This is a genomic window from Pseudomonas sp. RtIB026, assembly GCF_016861355.2.
Classification (GTDB): Bacteria; Pseudomonadota; Gammaproteobacteria; order Pseudomonadales; family Pseudomonadaceae; genus Aquipseudomonas; species Aquipseudomonas peradeniyensis.
The window spans coordinates 3,484,829-3,501,365 of record NZ_AP023348.2 but is presented as its reverse complement, the minus strand read 5'-3'; the positions used below and the strand labels follow the sequence as shown (position 1 = coordinate 3,501,365).

The 16,537-nt window shown below is 67.4% G+C and carries 17 protein-coding genes; 15 read left to right on the top strand and 2 right to left on the bottom strand.

Translation table 11 applies throughout. The annotated features are described in order from the left end of the window. Positions 1-60 precede the first annotated feature (60 nt). Positions 61-663 carry a cysteine dioxygenase gene (locus tag PRtIB026_RS15655; RefSeq protein ID WP_203646636.1) on the top strand — a complete coding sequence of 201 codons (603 nt, stop codon included), beginning with the start codon at positions 61-63 and terminating at the stop codon, positions 661-663. Continuing rightward, on the top strand, positions 660-2,243 hold the full coding sequence (locus tag PRtIB026_RS15650) for a rhodanese-related sulfurtransferase (protein ID WP_203646637.1): 1,584 nt from the start codon (positions 660-662) through the stop codon (positions 2,241-2,243). The genes PRtIB026_RS15655 and PRtIB026_RS15650 overlap by 4 nt, the downstream gene beginning before the upstream one ends. A gap of 174 nt (positions 2,244-2,417) precedes the next feature. Here the strand turns inward: PRtIB026_RS15650 and paaX are convergent, their stop codons facing one another. Further along, the gene (gene paaX / locus PRtIB026_RS15645; protein WP_203646639.1) at positions 2,418-3,341 is read right to left on the bottom strand and encodes a phenylacetic acid degradation operon negative regulatory protein PaaX; all 924 of its coding nucleotides are present in this window, start codon (positions 3,339-3,341) and stop codon (positions 2,418-2,420) included. 59 nt (positions 3,342-3,400) lie between these two features. Continuing rightward, entirely contained in the window at positions 3,401-4,000 is a 600-nt protein-coding gene (gene paaY, locus PRtIB026_RS15640) for a phenylacetic acid degradation protein PaaY (protein ID WP_203646641.1), read from the bottom strand. Positions 4,001-4,341: 341 nt separating this feature from the next. Here paaY and paaF point away from each other — a divergent pair, with 341 nt between their 5' ends. From paaF to PRtIB026_RS15575, 13 genes are all read left to right on the top strand, one after another. Beyond that, on the top strand, positions 4,342-5,115 hold the full coding sequence (gene paaF / locus PRtIB026_RS15635) for a 2,3-dehydroadipyl-CoA hydratase PaaF (protein ID WP_203646643.1): 774 nt from the start codon (positions 4,342-4,344) through the stop codon (positions 5,113-5,115). A gap of 31 nt (positions 5,116-5,146) precedes the next feature. Next, positions 5,147-5,941 (top strand): 2-(1,2-epoxy-1,2-dihydrophenyl)acetyl-CoA isomerase PaaG, encoded by a 795-nt coding sequence (paaG, locus tag PRtIB026_RS15630; RefSeq protein ID WP_203646645.1) that lies wholly within the window; start codon positions 5,147-5,149, stop codon positions 5,939-5,941. Between the two features lie 2 nt (positions 5,942-5,943). After that, positions 5,944-7,461 (top strand): 3-hydroxyacyl-CoA dehydrogenase PaaH, encoded by a 1,518-nt coding sequence (gene paaH / locus PRtIB026_RS15625; protein WP_267812462.1) that lies wholly within the window; start codon positions 5,944-5,946, stop codon positions 7,459-7,461. After that, positions 7,454-7,903, top strand: coding sequence for a hydroxyphenylacetyl-CoA thioesterase PaaI (gene paaI / locus PRtIB026_RS15620; protein ID WP_203646647.1), 450 nt, complete (start codon positions 7,454-7,456; stop codon positions 7,901-7,903). Before paaH ends, paaI begins: the two co-directional genes overlap by 8 nt. After that, a complete protein-coding gene (pcaF, locus tag PRtIB026_RS15615; protein WP_324256542.1) occupies positions 7,896-9,116 on the top strand; it encodes a 3-oxoadipyl-CoA thiolase in 1,221 nt (406 codons plus the stop codon). Before paaI ends, pcaF begins: the two co-directional genes overlap by 8 nt. Before the next feature lie 94 nt (positions 9,117-9,210). Further along, a complete protein-coding gene (gene paaK / locus PRtIB026_RS15610) occupies positions 9,211-10,530 on the top strand; it encodes a phenylacetate--CoA ligase PaaK (RefSeq protein ID WP_203646649.1) in 1,320 nt (439 codons plus the stop codon). A 288-nt stretch (positions 10,531-10,818) separates the two neighbouring features. Next, entirely contained in the window at positions 10,819-11,808 is a 990-nt protein-coding gene (gene paaA / locus PRtIB026_RS15605) for a 1,2-phenylacetyl-CoA epoxidase subunit PaaA (RefSeq protein WP_203646651.1), read from the top strand. Positions 11,809-11,836: 28 nt separating this feature from the next. Beyond that, on the top strand, positions 11,837-12,118 hold the full coding sequence (paaB, locus tag PRtIB026_RS15600; protein ID WP_011533969.1) for a 1,2-phenylacetyl-CoA epoxidase subunit PaaB: 282 nt from the start codon (positions 11,837-11,839) through the stop codon (positions 12,116-12,118). 8 nt (positions 12,119-12,126) lie between these two features. Then, positions 12,127-12,885 carry a 1,2-phenylacetyl-CoA epoxidase subunit PaaC gene (gene paaC, locus PRtIB026_RS15595; RefSeq protein WP_203646653.1) on the top strand — a complete coding sequence of 253 codons (759 nt, stop codon included), beginning with the start codon at positions 12,127-12,129 and terminating at the stop codon, positions 12,883-12,885. Continuing rightward, the gene (gene paaD / locus PRtIB026_RS15590; RefSeq protein ID WP_232856182.1) at positions 12,872-13,396 is read left to right on the top strand and encodes a 1,2-phenylacetyl-CoA epoxidase subunit PaaD; all 525 of its coding nucleotides are present in this window, start codon (positions 12,872-12,874) and stop codon (positions 13,394-13,396) included. Before paaC ends, paaD begins: the two co-directional genes overlap by 14 nt. A gap of 15 nt (positions 13,397-13,411) precedes the next feature. Next, complete coding sequence (paaE, locus tag PRtIB026_RS15585) at positions 13,412-14,488, top strand: 1,2-phenylacetyl-CoA epoxidase subunit PaaE (protein WP_203646655.1); 1,077 nt, start codon at positions 13,412-13,414, stop codon at positions 14,486-14,488. Between the two features lie 171 nt (positions 14,489-14,659). Then, on the top strand, positions 14,660-14,968 hold the full coding sequence (locus PRtIB026_RS15580) for a DUF485 domain-containing protein (RefSeq protein ID WP_110736998.1): 309 nt from the start codon (positions 14,660-14,662) through the stop codon (positions 14,966-14,968). After that, positions 14,965-16,527: a cation acetate symporter gene (locus PRtIB026_RS15575; RefSeq protein WP_244670900.1), complete on the top strand. Its 1,563-nt coding sequence runs from the start codon at positions 14,965-14,967 to the stop codon at positions 16,525-16,527. The genes PRtIB026_RS15580 and PRtIB026_RS15575 overlap by 4 nt, the downstream gene beginning before the upstream one ends. The last annotated feature ends 10 nt before the right edge of the window (positions 16,528-16,537 follow it).

Here is a 16,537-nt window from a genome sequence, read left to right as displayed (position 1 = left end):
CTTTTCCCTCGCCACGGTAGCGCCCGGCGCTGCCTCACCTGACAGACATCGAGGGAACCCATGTCTCAAACGCCCAACCTCGGACGGCTACGCGGCTTCATCGGCGAGCTGGCCGACCTCCTCGCCCAGGCGCCGGACGAGCCGCGCCTGCTCGACCACGGCGCGCGGCTGCTGCGCGAGCTGGTCAGTGTCGACGACTGGCTGCCGGACGACTACACCCGGCCCAACCCGGAGCGCTACCAGCAATACCTGCTGCACGCCGATTCCAGCCAGCGCTTCTCCATCGTCAGTTTCGTCTGGGGGCCGGGGCAGGAAACCCCGGTGCACGACCACCGTACCTGGGGGCTGATCGGCATGCTGCGCGGCAGCGAGATCAGCCAGGGCTATGCCCTGGCGCAGGATGGCCTGCAGCAGGAGGGGCCGGCCGAACGACTGGAGCCCGGCCAGGTGATCGCGGTGTCGCCGCGCATCGGCGACCTGCACCAGGTGCGCAACGCCCATGCCGACCGCACCTCCATCAGCATCCATGTCTACGGCGCCAATATCGGCGCGGTGCGGCGTGCGGTGTACAGCGCCGAGGGCACAGAGAAGCCCTTCATTTCCGGCTATTCCAACAACCACCTGCCCAACCTCTGGGATCTGTCGAAAGAGAACCGCGCATGAGCCAGACCACCCACCGCAGCTACCACGCCATCCGCACCGCCCTCCTTGCCGGCCAGGAGCTGGCCTTGCTCGATGTCCGCGAGGAAGACCCGTTCGCCCAGGCCCATCCGTTGTTCGCCGCCAATGTGCCGCTGTCACGCCTGGAGCTTGAGATCTACGCCCGAGTGCCACGGCGCGACACGCCCCTCACCGTCTACGACAACGGCGAAGGCCTGGCGTCGACCGCCGCGCAGCGCCTGCTCGCTCTCGGCTACACCGACGTGGCGCTGCTCGAAGGCGGCCTGGCCGGTTGGCGCCAAGCGGGCGGCGAACTGTTCCGCGATGTCAATGTACCGAGCAAGGCCTTCGGCGAGCTGGTGGAGGCCGAGCGCCATACGCCCTCGCTGGCTGCCGAAGAGGTCAAGGCGCTGCTCGACGCCAACGCCGATGTGGTGGTGCTGGATGCCCGTCGCTTCGACGAATACCAGACCATGAGCATCCCCGGCGGCATCAGCGTGCCCGGCGCCGAACTGGTGCTGCGCGTGGCGGAGCTGGCCCCCGATCCGGCCACCCGGGTGATCGTCAACTGCGCCGGGCGCACCCGCAGCATCATCGGCACCCAGTCGCTGGTCAATGCCGGTATTCCCAACCCGGTGGCGGCCCTGCGCAACGGCACCATCGGCTGGACCCTCGCCGGGCAAACCCTGGAGCAAGGCCAGTCGCGCCGTTTCCGCGCCGTGACCGCCGCCACCCGTGACAGCGCCGCGCAACGCGCCCGCCAGGTGGCCGACCGTGCCGGTGTGGCGCGCATCGATCTGGCAGGCCTGCGCCGATGGCAGGCCGAAGCGCAGCGCACCACCTACCTGTTCGATGTGCGCACGCCAGAGGAGTTTGCCCTGGGCCACCTGCCCGGCGCCCGCTCCACGCCCGGCGGCCAGTTGGTGCAGGAGACCGACCATGTCGCCAGTGTACGCGGCGCCCGCCTAGTGCTGGTAGACGACGACGGCGTGCGCGCCAACATGAGCGCGTCGTGGCTGGCCCAGATGGGCTGGGAGGTGGCGGTGCTCGATGGGTTGTCATCGGACGACTTCACGCAAACCGGAGCCTGGGTCGCGCCCGTGCCGGTGCCGCCCCAGGCCGAGACCATCAGCCCCGCCCGCCTCGCCGACTGGCTATCGGAGCCGGATACCCAGTTACTGGACTTCACCACCAGCGCCAACCATGTCAGGCAGCATATTCCCGGTGCCGTATGGGCGCTGCGCAGCCAGCTGAAGAAAGTACTGGCCTCATTGCCAGCAGCACGGCACTTCGTCCTGACCTGCGGCTCGAGCCAGCTGGCGCGCTATGCCGCGCCGGAGGTGGCGGCGCTGAGCGGCAAGTCGGTGTTCGTGCTCGAGGGCGGCAACAGCGCCTGGATTGCCGAGGGACTGCCTACTGAGCAAGGCGAACAGCGTCTGGGTGCGCCGCGCATCGATCGCTATCGCCGCCCCTACGAGGGCACCGACAATCCGCGGGAGGCGATGCAGGGGTATCTGGATTGGGAGTTCGGGTTGGTGGACCAGTTGGGGCGGGATGGGACCCATGGTTTTTTTGTGATCTGAAGAAAAAGCACCCGACTGTCGGCCCTGTGCTGTCGATTGCGCGGCTGGCGCGCACCCTGTGGGAGCGGCTTTAGCCGCGAAGCAAGCGACGCGGTGGATGGCACCGGCTTTGCCGGTGTTCGCGGCTAAAGCCGCTCCTACAGGTCCCTGCTGAACCCATCAGTTAGATGCCAGTCAACCAAGCCCGCCAAACCGCCGATAGTAACTCTCGTTGGCATCCGGCAGCGGCCCATCCGCCGTTTCCAGCGCGCTGGCCAGGTATTCCTCCGCCCTGCCCTGCACCAACCGGTACAGGTTGCGGCACAGCTGCCGCGCCGCGCGCCCTTCCCAATCCCCCGGCAACAGCTCGTCCGGCAGTTGTGGATCACGCAGCAGCAGGCGGCGGTATTCATGGATCAGCAGCGTGCGCGCCAGGAAACAATCCTGCGGGCTCGGCGCCTCGAGGTCCTTCATGGCCTGCCACAGCGGGCGGAACAGGCGGATGAACTCGCTGTAGTGCTGGCCCAGCTCCTCGATGTTCCAGCTTTCCCGCACCTGGGCGCGCAAGGCCTTGGAGGCCAGCACTTCCTGAGCGTGGGTTTCGAAGACGATGCAGTCGTCCTCGGCGTCCTGCTCGCGCAGGGTCGCGGCGAGGTCGGCGCGGTCGGTGCGCGGGCAGCCCAGCAGGTTCGTGCCCATGGCGCCGAAGCCCTGCCATTCCAGCTCTTCGCGCACGGCCTTGCGCTTGCCGGCGTCGAGCTGCGCCAGCAGCACCAGGGTCCAGGCGCCGTTCCAGGCCGGCAGGCTGGCGCTGTAGACGCGCTTGAAGGCTTTCTCGAAACGCCGCCGACCGGTGCCGGTCAGGCTGTAGTAGCTGCGCCGGCCGACTTTCTCGGCGGTCAGCCAGCCTTCCTTGGTCAGGCGGAAGATCGAGGTACGGATCAGCCGCTCGTTGATGCCCATCGGCTCCAGCAGGTTGATCAGGCTGCCCAGCCAGACCGTGCCGCCATGGGGTTCAATGGCATCGCCATACAGGGTGATGATCAGGGAGCTTGCGCGGATCGGCGTCTGCTCCTGGAAACGGGTAATCAGGTGGTTCAGGGGGGCAAGGCTGCTCATGGGGGAACGAGGCGCGGCTAAAGCCTCGACTATACCTGCCTGCCGCGACCGCGCAAGGCTCATGCGCCGCCCTCGGCCTTGGGCCGGAAGCCGGAGTCGCACATGCGTGGGCGGTCCGCTTCGGGCGCGGTCAGCGGTGGGCACTCCACCAGCGCGGTCATGCAGCGCCGGGCCAGGCTGTGGTATTCGGCAGTGCCGCGCTGTTTCCAGGCCAGCTCCTGGTCGCTGATCGGGCGCTTGACCTCGGCCGGCGCGCCGACCACCAGGCACTGTTCCGTACACGTGAATCCCGCCTTGACGAAGGCCGTGGCGGCGACGATGCAGCGTGGGGCGATATGCGCGCCGTCCATGACCACCGCGTTCATGCCGACCAGGGCGTCCTCGCCTATCCGACAGCCGTGCAGCACGGCGCCATGGCCGATATGGCCGTTGCGCTCGACCACCGTGTCGGCGCCGGGGAAACCGTGCATCACGCAGGTGTCCTGCAGGTTCGCGCCCTCTTCCAGGATTATTCGCCCGAAATCGCCGCGCAGCGAAGCCAGGGGGCCGATGTAGCAGTTGGGGCCGATCAACACGTCGCCGATCAGCACGGCGCTGGGGTGTACGTAGGCGCTGGGATGAACCACTGGGGTCAGGCCGTCGAGGCGATAGCAGGGCATGGGCTGGGTGCTCGATATGATTCAGAAGACCCGGTGATCCTGTATCAGATCAAATCACTTAGTCAATGCCTTGCTGGTGTATCGCTTTCCTCACAAAGCGTCAGCACGGTGATGACCTAATCGCTGGGCAAGCCAGCGCCCACAAATGGCTACAACAGCGAGACAGCGTGGGAGCGGGCTTGCCCCGCGATAGCGTCGCTCGCCTCAACTATAGATACGCAATTACAATTTCAATGTTGATTTTACGTATCACTTTGAACATATACTTGCCCCAGCACCACGAACAATTCCAAGAAAAGCCGGCCCCAGCCGGCGCCGAACGTGCAGCCTGAGGTACCCCCATGCCAAGCAACCTCATCGTGCAGGCCCCGGCGGACGGCGTCCGCCTGATCACCCTGCACCGCCCGCAAGCCCTCAACGCCCTGAACACGGCGCTGCTGGAAGAGCTGGCCGCAGAACTGGACGCCGCCGACCAGGACCCGCAGATCCGCGCCGTGGTCATCACCGGCAGCCGCAAGGCCTTCGCCGCCGGCGCCGATATCAACGAAATGGCCCAGCGCGACCTGGTGGGCATCCTCAATGACCCGCGCGTGGCCCACTGGCAGCGCATCGCCGGCTTTGGCAAACCGCTGATCGCAGCCGTCAATGGCTTCGCCCTCGGCGGTGGCTGCGAACTGGTGATGTGCGCCGACATCGTCATCGCCGGCAGCGACGCCCGTTTCGGCCAGCCGGAAATCAACCTCGGCATCATCCCCGGCGCCGGCGGCACCCAGCGCCTGCTGCGCGCCGTGGGCAAGCCGCTGGCCATGCAGATGGTCCTCGGCGGCGAAGCCATCGACGCCCGTCACGCCCTGCAGGCAGGCCTGGTCGGCGAAGTCACCCAGCCCGAACTCACCGTCGAGCGCGCCCTGCAGGTGGCCGCCGCCATCGCCGCCAAGGCACCGCTGGCGGTGCGCCTGGCCAAGGAGGCGCTGCTCAAGGCCCAGGACATGGACCTGGCCTGTGGCCTGCGCTTCGAACGCCACGCCTTCACCCTGCTGGCCGGCACCGCCGACCGCGACGAGGGTATCCGCGCCTTCCAGGCCAAACGCCCGGCCCGATTCCAAGGGCTGTAAGCCTTCCACCGACTGACGGAGCGAGCCAGTCATGTCCTTCCAGCACATCCTGTTTTCCATCGGCGACGACGGCGTCGCCCTGCTTTCGCTGAACCGGCCCGAGCAGCTCAACAGCTTCAACAGCGCCATGCACCTGGAAGTGCGCGAGGCGCTGAAGCAGGTGCGCCAGAGCGAAACCGCCCGGGTGCTGCTGCTGACCGGCGAAGGCCGTGGCTTCTGCGCAGGCCAGGACCTGGCCGACCGCAATGTCGCCCCCGGCGCCGAGCTGCCTGACCTGGGCCAGTCCATCGAGCAGTTCTACAACCCGCTGGTGCGCGGTCTGCGCGACCTGCCGCTGCCGGTGATCTGCGCGGTCAATGGCGTGGCCGCCGGCGCCGGCGCCAACCTGCCGCTGGCCTGCGACCTGGTGCTGGCGGCGCGCTCGGCGAGCTTCATCCAGGCGTTCTGCAAGATCGGCCTGGTGCCGGACTCCGGCGGCACCTGGCTGCTGCCGCGCCTGGTCGGCATGGCCCGGGCCAAGGCGCTGGCCCTGCTCGGTGAGCGCCTGAGCGCCGAGCAGGCCGAGCAATGGGGGCTGATCCACCGGGTGGTGGACGATGCCGCGCTGCGCGACGAAGCGCTCAAGCTCGCCCGCCACCTGGCGACCCAGCCTACCTATGGCCTGGCCCTGATCAAGCGCGCCCTCAACCAGAGCTTCGACAACCGCTTCGACCAACAGCTGGAACTGGAGCGCGACCTGCAACGCCTGGCTGGGCGCAGCGAGGACTACCGCGAGGGCGTCGGCGCCTTCATGAACAAACGCACAGCTGTGTTCAAGGGGCGCTGACCATGGCCGCACTCGACAACGACGCTCTGGTGGCAGTGATCGGCGCCGGCGCCATGGGGGCCGGCATCGCACAGGTGGCGGCGCAGGCCGGCCACCCGGTACGTCTGTATGACAACCGCCCCGGCGCCGCCGCGCAGGCCATCGAGGGTATCGACCGACAGCTCGGCCGCTTGGTGGAGAAAGGTAGGCTTACCCCCGACACCCGCAGCACCATCCGCGCTCGCCTGCAACCGATCGACAGCCTCGACGACCTGGCCGATGCCCGCCTGGTGATCGAGGCCATCGTCGAAAGCCTGCCGATCAAGCAAGAGCTGCTGCGCCAGCTTGAAGCCCGGTGCGCCGACGACTGCATCCTGGCCAGCAACACCTCGTCACTGTCGATCACCAGCCTTGCCGCCGGGCTCCGGCACCCGCAACGGGTGATCGGCATGCATTTCTTCAACCCGGCACCGCTGATGGCGCTGGTGGAGGTCGTGTCCGGACTGGCCACGGCGCCGACATTGGCGAGCACCCTGTACGACACCGCCCGCAACTGGGGCAAGCAACCGGTGCACACCCGTTCGACACCGGGCTTTATCGTCAACCGCGTGGCTCGGCCCTTCTACGCCGAAAGCCTGCGCCTGCTGCAAGAAGGCGCCGCCGACTGCGCCACCCTCGATGCCCTGCTGCGCGACGCCGGAGGCTTTCGCATGGGCGCCTTCGAGCTGACCGACCTGATCGGCCATGACGTCAACTACGCGGTGACCTGCTCGGTGTTCGAGGCGTTCTATGGCGACTTCCGCTTCCAGCCATCGCTGGTGCAAAAAGAGCTGGTCGACGCCGGGCGCCTCGGGCGCAAGACTGGCCAGGGCTTCTATAGCTACGCTGAAGGCGCCGAGCGGCCAGCGCCTGCGGCACTCACCAGCCAGGCGCCTGTCGAGCGCTGCACGGTGGAAGGTGACCTCGGTGTCCTGCGGCCCTTGGTCGAGCGCCTGCGCGCCAAGGGTATCGACGTCACCGAGCGCGCTGGCGGCGGCCTGCTGCGGGTGAGAGACGCCACCCTGGCGCTGTCCGATGGCCGCCTGGCCAGCCAGCGCGCCCGCGAGGACGGTTTGCGCAACCTGGTGCTGCTGGACCTGGCCCTGGACTACACCAGCGCCACGCGCCTGGCCATCAGTCACGGCGCCGAGTGCAGTGCCGAGGCCCTGGACCAGGCCGTTGCCCTGCTCGCCTGGGCCGGCTTGAGCGCCTGCCCGGTGGCCGACCTGCCCGGCCTGGTGGTGCTGCGCACCGTCGCCATGCTCGCCAACGAAGCCGCTGACGCCGTGCTGCAAGGCGTCGGCACGCCCGGCGACATCGACCTGGCCATGCGCGCCGGGGTCAACTACCCGCGCGGCCCGCTGGCCTGGGCCGACGACCTGGGGGTCGGCTACACCCTGAACGTGCTCGACAACCTGCAACGCAGCTACGGCGAGGAACGTTATCGCCCGTCCCTGCTGCTGCGCCGCACCCACGCCGAAGGAGGCCGCCTGCATGGCTGAACAATCCGCACACACCCTGGCCCGCGCCTGCGCCCAGGCCATGTTCGCCCGCGACGCCGCCAGCCAGGGCCTGGGCATCGAACTGCTCGACGCCGGCCCCGGCAGCGCCCGGCTGGGCATGCGCGTGCGCGCCGACATGCTCCAGGGCCACGGCACCTGCCACGGCGGCTACCTGTTCGCCCTGGCCGACTCGGCCTTCGCTTTTGCCTGCAACAGCTACGATGAAGCGGCCGTGGCCCTGGGTTGCAGCATCGACTATGTGGCGCCAGCACGCCTGGGCGATCAGTTGCTGGCCACCGCCAGCGAGCAGAGCCGCAAGGGCCGTACCGGCAACTACGACGTGCGCATCGAGAACCAGCAGGGCGAGCTGATCGCCCTGTTCCACGGCAAATCCTACAAAGTGCGCGGCACCGTGCTGTCGCCGGAGACCTCCCATGACTGACGCCACCCTGCCCCACGCGCTGATCATCGATGCCGTGCGCACGCCCATCGGCCGCTATGGCGGCGCCCTGGCGAGCGTGCGCCCCGATGACCTCGCCGCAGTGCCGATCAAGGCGCTGATGGCGCGCCATCCCGATTTGGACTGGGCGGCCGTGGACGATGTCATCCTTGGCTGCGCCAACCAGGCCGGCGAAGACAACCGCAACGTCGCGCGCATGGCCGGCCTGCTGGCCGGGCTGCCGATCGAGGTGCCCGGCACCACCCTCAACCGTCTGTGCGGCTCGGGCCTGGACGCCATCGGCAACGCCGCCCGCGCCCTGCGCTGCGGCGAGGCCGGGCTGATGCTGGCCGGCGGCGTCGAATCGATGTCGCGGGCGCCCTTCGTCATGGGCAAGTCGGAACAGGCCTTCGGCCGCAGCGCGCAGCTGTTCGACACCACTATCGGCTGGCGTTTCGTCAATCCGCTGATGCAGGCGCACTACGGTATCGACTCGATGCCCGAGACCGCCGAGAACGTCGCCGAGCGCTTCGCCATCTCCCGCGAGGACCAGGACGCCTTCGCCCTGCGCAGCCAGCTCAAGGCCGCCGCCGCCCAGGCCAATGGCCGCCTGGCCCGGGAGATCGTCGCGGTGCAGATCCCCCAGCGCAAAGGCCCGGCCAAGCGCATCGAGCAGGACGAACATCCCCGTGGCGACACCACCCTGGAACAGCTGGCGCGCCTGGGCACGCCGTTTCGCGACGGTGGCAGCGTCACCGCCGGCAATGCCTCGGGGGTCAACGACGGCGCCTGCGCCCTGCTCCTGGCCAGCCCCGCGGCAGCCCGGCGACATGGCCTCAAGGCTCGCGGCCGGGTGCTTGGCCTCGCGGCGGCGGGCGTCGAGCCGCGACTCATGGGCATCGGCCCGGTGCCAGCCACCCGCAAGGTACTGGAACTGACCGGCCTGTCCCTGGCCGACATGGACGTGATCGAACTCAACGAAGCCTTCGCCGCCCAGGGCCTGGCCGTGCTGCGCGAGCTGGGCCTGGCCGACGACGATCCCCGGGTCAACCCCAACGGCGGCGCCATCGCCCTGGGCCACCCGCTGGGCATGAGCGGCGCACGGCTGGTCACCACCGCCCTGCACCAGCTGGAACAGACCGGCGGGCGTTATGCCCTGTGCACCATGTGCATCGGCGTCGGCCAGGGTATCGCCCTGGTGCTCGAACGCCTCTGATCAGCCGCCAGAGACGCCACGCGACGCGGGCAGTATGCTGCCTGCCATGACACTCAGGGCTTCGGCCCACGACAAGAACAACTCGAGTGAAACCATGAACCTCTACCACGATGCCGACCGCGCCCTGCTCGACCCGATGGAAACCGCCAGCCTCGACGCGATGCGCCAGCACCAGCTGGATCGCCTGCGCTGGAGCCTGAACCACGCCTACGCCAACGTGCCGCTGTATCGCCAGCGCTTCGACGCCTGCGGCGCCCACCCCGATGACCTGAAGTCGCTGGACGACCTGGCGAAATTCCCCTTCACCGGCAAGAACGACCTGCGCGACAACTACCCCTACGGCATGTTCGCCGTGCCCCAGGACCAGGTGGTGCGTCTGCACGCCTCCAGCGGTACCACCGGCAAGCCGACGGTGGTCGGCTACACCCAGAACGACATCGACACCTGGGCCAACGTGGTGGCGCGCTCGATCCGCGCCGCTGGCGGGCGTCGTGGCGACAAGGTGCATGTGTCCTATGGCTACGGCCTGTTCACCGGCGGCCTGGGCGCGCACTACGGTGCCGAGCGCCTGGGCTGCACGGTGATCCCCATGTCTGGCGGCCAGACCGAGAAGCAGGTGCAGCTGATCCGCGACTTCCAGCCCGACATCATCATGGTCACGCCGTCGTACATGCTCAACCTGGCCGACGAGATCGAGCGCCAGGGCATCGACCCGCACGACCTCAAGCTGCGCCTGGGCATCTTCGGCGCCGAACCCTGGACCGACGAACTGCGCCGCTCCATCGAGCAACGCCTGGGCATCGATGCGCTGGACATCTACGGGCTCTCGGAAATCATGGGCCCGGGCGTGGCCATGGAATGCCTCGAGACCAAGGACGGCCCGACCATCTGGGAGGACCACTTCTACCCCGAGATCATCGACCCGGTCAGCGGCGACGTGCTGCCGGACGGCCAGCTTGGCGAGCTGGTGTTCACCTCGTTGAGCAAGGAGGCATTGCCGATGGTGCGCTACCGCACCCGTGACCTGACCCGCCTGCTGCCCGGCACGGCGCGGCCGATGCGGCGCATCGGCAAGATCACCGGGCGTAGCGACGACATGCTGATCATCCGCGGGGTCAATGTGTTCCCGACGCAGATCGAGGAGCAGGTGCTCAAGATAAAACAGCTTTCAGATCTTTATGAGATCCATCTGTATCGCAATGGCAACCTCGACAGCGTCGAGGTGCATGTGGAACTGCGCAGCGACAGCCAGTACCTCGACGAGGGCCAGCGCAAGCAGGTGGTGGGCGAGCTGGCGCGGCAGATCAAGACCTATATCGGTATCAGTACGCAGATCCAGTTGCAGCCTTGCGGCACGCTGAAACGTTCGGAGGGCAAGGCTTGTCATGTGTATGACAAGCGGTTGGCTGGCTGACGGCAAGCGCTGAGAAGGAAGCCCCGGCATGGTCCGGGGCTTTTTTTGGCCTTTAGAAAGCTGGGGGGCGCTCTGCGCCCCTTTCGCGGCACAAGGCCGCTCCTACAGAGGAGATCGCATTCCCCTTGTAGGAGCGGCCTTGTGCCGCGAAAGGGCTGCGCAGCAGCCCCGACAATCCCAATGCGATACACAATTCTTATTTGATACATCAAATACTGTTTGATGTTGTGTTTTGTATCGCTTATAAATGACCCACGCCCCAAGCAGCCCACAACCGGGAGCCTGAACATGTACGCACAGCTCGTAGAAACCGGCGTCAAGCGCCTCAAGTCCCTGGAGGAGATGTCGCCCGAAGAGCGCGCCTTCCAGGAGAAGATCGACGCCGAGATCAAGATCGAAGCCAAGAACTGGATGCCCGAGGCCTACCGCCAGACCCTCATCCGCCAGATCTCCCAGCATGCCCACTCGGAAATCGTCGGCATGCTCCCGGAAGGCAACTGGGTCACCCGCGCCCCGTCGCTCAAGCGCAAGCTGCAACTGATGGCCAAGATCCAGGACGAAGCCGGCCACGGCCTGTACCTGTACAGCGCCATGGAAACCCTCGGCGCCGACCGCGACGAAGAGATCGCCAGGCTGCACAGCGGCAAGGCCAAGTACTCGAGCATCTTCAACTACCCGACCCTGAGCTGGGCCGACATGGGCGCGGTGGGCTGGCTGGTGGACGGCGCGGCGATCGTCAACCAGGTGGTGCTGCAGCGCACCTCCTACGGCCCCTACTCCCGCGCCATGATCCGCATCTGCAAGGAAGAGAGCTTCCACCAGCGCCAGGGCTACGAGCTGCTGCTGACCATGATGCGCCAAGGCACCCAGGCGCAGAAGGACATGGTCCAGGACGCCATCGATCGCCTGTGGTGGCCGGCGCTGATGATGTTCGGCCCCAGCGACGAGCATTCCCCCAACAGCGCCCAGTCCATGGCCTGGAAGATCAAGCGCCAGACCAACGACGAACTGCGCCAGCGCTTCATCGACCAGACCGTGCCCCAGCTCGAACTGCTCGGCTGCACTGCGCCGGACCCCGCGCTCAAGTGGAACGAGGCCCGTGGCCACTACGACTTCGGCGAGATCCAGTGGGACGAGTTCTACGAAGTGATCAAGGGCAACGGCCCGTGCAACCAGGAACGCCTGGCCACCCGGCGCAACGCCATCGAAAGCGGTGCCTGGGTGCGCGAGGCCGCCGTGGCCTATGCCCGCAAGCAACAGAACAAGAACGCCGCCTGAAGCGGCGAATGATGCGGAGATACCCCCAATGTCTGTCTGGACCCTGTTCGAAGTCTTCGTGCGCAGCAAGCACGGCCTGAACCACAAGCACGTCGGCAGCGTGCACGCCGCCGACGCCGCCATGGCCATCGAGAATGCCCGCGAGCTGTACACCCGCCGCAGCGAGGGGGTGAGCCTGTGGGTGGTGCCCTCGGCGCTGATCACCGCCTCCTCCCCCGACGAGAAGGACCCGCTGTTCGCCCCGGCGGATGACAAGGTCTATCGCCACGCCAGCTTCTACGAGCTGCCGGCCGAAGTCGGACACATGTGAGGCGCGCCATGCACAAGCAAGCATTGATTCAATACCTGCTGCTGCTCGGCGACAGCGCCCTGGTCCAGGGCCAGCGCCTGTGCGAGTGGTGCGGCAAGGCTCCGGCGCTGGAGGAAGAACTGGCGCTGATGAACGTCGGCCTCGACCTGGTCGGCCAGGCCCGGAACTGGCTGGACTATGCCGCCGAACTGCAGGACGACGGCCGCGATGCCGACGCCCTGGCCTTCCGCCGCGACGAGCGCGCCTACCGCAACCTGCTGCTGGTCGAACAGCCCAACGGCGACTATGCCGTGACGATGCTCAAGCAGTTCCTCTACGACGCCTGGCACCACGCTGTACTTGACGGTCTGTGTGCCTCGAACGATGAGCGCATCGCCGGTATCGCCGCCAAGGCCCTGAAGGAGGTGACCTACCACCTGCGCCGCTCAGGCGAATGGGTGCAGCGCCTGGGCGGCGGCACCGAAGAGAGCCGCCAGCGCATGCTCGAGGCCATCCCCGTGCTGTGGCGCTTCACCGTCGAGCTGACGGTCGCCAGCGACAGTGAAGTGCAACTGGCCCAGGCCGGCATCGCCGCCCACCCGGCGCAGGTCGCCCAGCGCTGGCACGCCACGGTGGAAACGATCTTCGCCTCGATCGAGCTGCCGCTGCCCAAAGCCGCCAGCCACTTCTACCTGGACGGGCGCAAGGGCCTGCACACCGAGCACCTGGGCCTGCTGCTGGCCGAGATGCAGTGCCTGCCGCGAGCCTACCCCGATGCGACCTGGTGAGCTGATCGCGGGTGACCGCGGCGCCCGCGCCCTGCGCGACGGCGACCTGGCTCAGGCCTGGGCGGTGCTGGCCGAGGTGATGGACCCGGAGGTACCGGTGGTCAGCGTGGTCGACTTAGGTGTCGTGCGCGACCTCGACTGGCGCGCCGGCCACTTGCACCTGGTGGTCACCCCGACCTACTCCGGCTGCCCGGCCACCGAGGTGATCGAGGGCGATATCCGCCAGGCGCTGGAACAGGCCGGGTTCGCCGAGCCTGCGCTGGAGCGCAGGCTTACCCCGGCCTGGAGCACCGACTGGATCAGCGACCAGGGCCGCGAGCGCCTGCGCGCCTACGGCATCGCACCGCCCGTCGGCAGTGCCAGCCTGCGGGGGGCCTCGCCCACGGTGTGCTGCCCGCAATGCGCAAGTAGCGATACCGAACTGCTCAGCCAGTTCGGCTCCACCGCCTGCAAGGCCCTGTACCGCTGCCGTGCGTGCCTGGAGCCGTTCGACTATTTCAAATGCCTTTGAGCCGTGGAGAACGCCATGAGCCAGTTTCACAGCCTGACCGTCAAGCAAGTGCGCCAGGAGACCCGCGACGCGGTGTCCATCGCCTTCGACGTGCCCGCGCACCTGCACGATGAGTTTCGTTTCACCCAGGGCCAGTACTTGGTCATGCGCACCCGATTGGATGACGAAGAAGTGCGCCGCTCCTATTCGATCTGCAGCGCGGTGCAGGACGGCGAATTGCGCGTGGCGGTCAAACGCGTGCCGGGCGGTCGTTTCTCGGCCTTCGCCAACGAAGTGCTCAAGGCCGGCCAGCAGCTCGAGGTAATGCCGCCGTCGGGCAGCTTCTTCGTGCCGCTGGACCCGACGCGCCGAGGTCACTACCTGGGCGTGGCCGCCGGCAGCGGCATCACCCCGATCCTGTCGCTGGTCGCCACCACCCTGGCCTGCGAACCCCACAGCCGCTTCACCCTGCTGTACGGCAACCGCGCCAGCAACAGCGCGCTGTTCCGCGATCGCCTGGAAGACCTGAAGAACCAGTACCTCGACCGCCTCAACCTGATCTTCGTGTTCAGCCGCGAGCAGCAGGATGTCGACCTGTACAACGGCCGCATCGACGCCGACAAGTGCGGCCAGCTGTTCGCCCGCTGGCTCGACGTGAAGTCACTCGATGCGGCATTCATCTGCGGCCCGCAGGCGATGACCGAGACCGTGCGCGACAGCCTGCAGGCCAATGGCCTGGCCAGGGAGCGCATCCACTTCGAGCTGTTCGCCGCCGCCGGTGCAGAGGCCCGTCGCGAAGCCCGCGAGGCGGCGCGCCAGGTGGATTCGGCGGTCAGCCACGTCACCGTGATCAGCGACGGCCGCGCCCTGGCCTTCGACCTGCCGCGCAACACCCGCAGCGTGCTCGAGGCCGGCAACGCCATCGGCGCCGAGTTGCCCTGGTCGTGCAAGGCCGGGGTGTGCTCGACCTGCAAGTGCAAGGTGATCGAGGGCGAGGTGGAGATGGACAGCAACCATGCCCTGGAGGACTACGAAGTGGCGGCCGGGTATGTGCTGTCGTGCCAGACCTACCCATTGAGCGACAAGGTGGTGCTCGATTTCGATCAGCTCTAGCACCGCGTCGCCTGCTTCGCGGGTAAACCCGCTCCCACAGGTACATCGGCGCCCTCAAGACCAACGCCGTCCCTGTGGGAGCGGGTTTACCCGCGAAGAAGCCAACACAGATACCGGCAACACCCGCGTGACCTGAAAAAACAATTACAACAGCCAGAGAGAACGCTCCCCATGACACCCGAACACCTCGAATCCATCAGCAAGCACCCCGCCTTCGTGCAACTGATCCAGCGCAAGCGCCGCCTCAACGGCTCGCTGACCCTGGCCATGCTCGTCGCCTACTACGGTTTCGTCCTGCTGGTGGCCTTCGCCCCCGGCGTGCTCGGGCAATCGCTCAGCGGCGGCGTGACCAGTGTCGGCATGCTGGTGGGCGTGCTGATGGTGCTGCTGTCCTTCGCCCTCACCGGCATCTACATGCACCGCGCCAACCGCGTCATCGACCCGCTCAACGAGGTGGTCAAGCAGGAGTGCGCGCGATGAACTGGACCGCCATCTCGATGTTCCTGGTGTTCGTCGGCTTCACCCTGCTGGTGACCCGCTGGGCCGCCCTGCGCACCCGCTCGGCCAGCGACTTCTACACCGCCGGCGGCGGCCTGACCGGCATGCAGAACGGCCTGGCGATCGCCGGCGACATGATCAGCGCCGCCTCCTTCCTCGGCATCTCGGCGATGATGTTCATGAACGGCTACGACGGCCTGCTCTACGCCCTGGGCGTGCTGGCCGGCTGGCCTATCATCCTGTTCCTGATCGCCGAGCGCCTGCGCAACCTGGGCAAGTACACCTTCGCCGACGTGGTCTCCTACCGCCTGGCCCAGGCCCCGGTGCGCCTGACCTCGGCCTTCGGCACCCTGGCCGTGGCGCTGATGTACCTGGTGGCGCAGATGGTCGGCGCCGGCAAGCTGATCGAGCTGCTGTTCGGCATCAGCTACCTGTACGCGGTGATGCTGGTGGGCGTGCTGATGGTGCTGTACGTCACCTTCGGCGGCATGCTCGCCACCACCTGGGTGCAGATCATCAAGGCGGTGATGCTGCTGTCGGGCACCACCTTCATGGCCTTCATGGTGCTCAGGCACTTCGGCTTCAGCACCGAGGCGATGTTCGCCAGCGCCGTGGCCGTGCACGCCAAGGGCCAGGCGATCATGGCGCCGGGAGCGCTGTTGTCAAACCCGGTGGACGCCATCTCCCTGGGCCTGGGCATGATGTTCGGCACGGCCGGCCTGCCGCATATCCTCATGCGCTTCTTCACCGTCAGCGATGCCAAGGAAGCGCGCAAGAGCGTGTTCTACGCCACCGGATTCATCGGCTATTTCTACCTGCTGCTGATCGTCATCGGCTTCGGCGCCATCGTCATGGTCGGCACCGAGCCGTCCTACCGCGACGCCAGCGGGGCGATCATCGGCGGCGGCAACATGGTCGCGGTGCACCTGGCCCAGGCCGTGGGCGGCAACCTGTTCCTCGGTTTCATCTCGGCGGTGGCCTTCGCCACCATCCTCGCCGTGGTCGCGGGCCTGGCGCTGTCCGGTGCCTCGGCGGTGTCCCACGACCTGTACGCCTGCGTGGTGCGCAAGGGCCAGGCCAGCGAGCAGGAAGAGATGCGCGTCTCGCGCCTGGCCACCCTGGGGATCGGCCTGTTCGCGGTGCTGCTGGGGCTGCTGTTCGAGTCGCAGAACATCGCCTTCCTTTCCGGCCTGGTGCTGGCGGTGGCCGCCTCGGTCAACTTCCCGGTGCTGCTGCTCTCGATGTTCTGGAAAGGCCTGACCACTCGCGGCGCGGTGGGCGGCAGCCTGGCCGGGCTGGTCTCGGCCATCGTCCTGGTGGTGCTGGGGCCGGCGGTGTGGGTCAACGTGCTGCACAACGAGCGGGCGCTGTTCCCCTATAGCAACCCGGCGCTGTTCTCCATGTCGCTGGCCTTCCTCGCCGCCTGGGCCTTCTCGGTCACCGACAGCTCAGAGCGGGCGCGCGAAGAACGTGGGCGCTACCTGGCCCAGTTCATTCGCTCGATGACCGGTATCGGCGCCGCCGGCGCCAGCAAGCACTGACCTCAAGAAC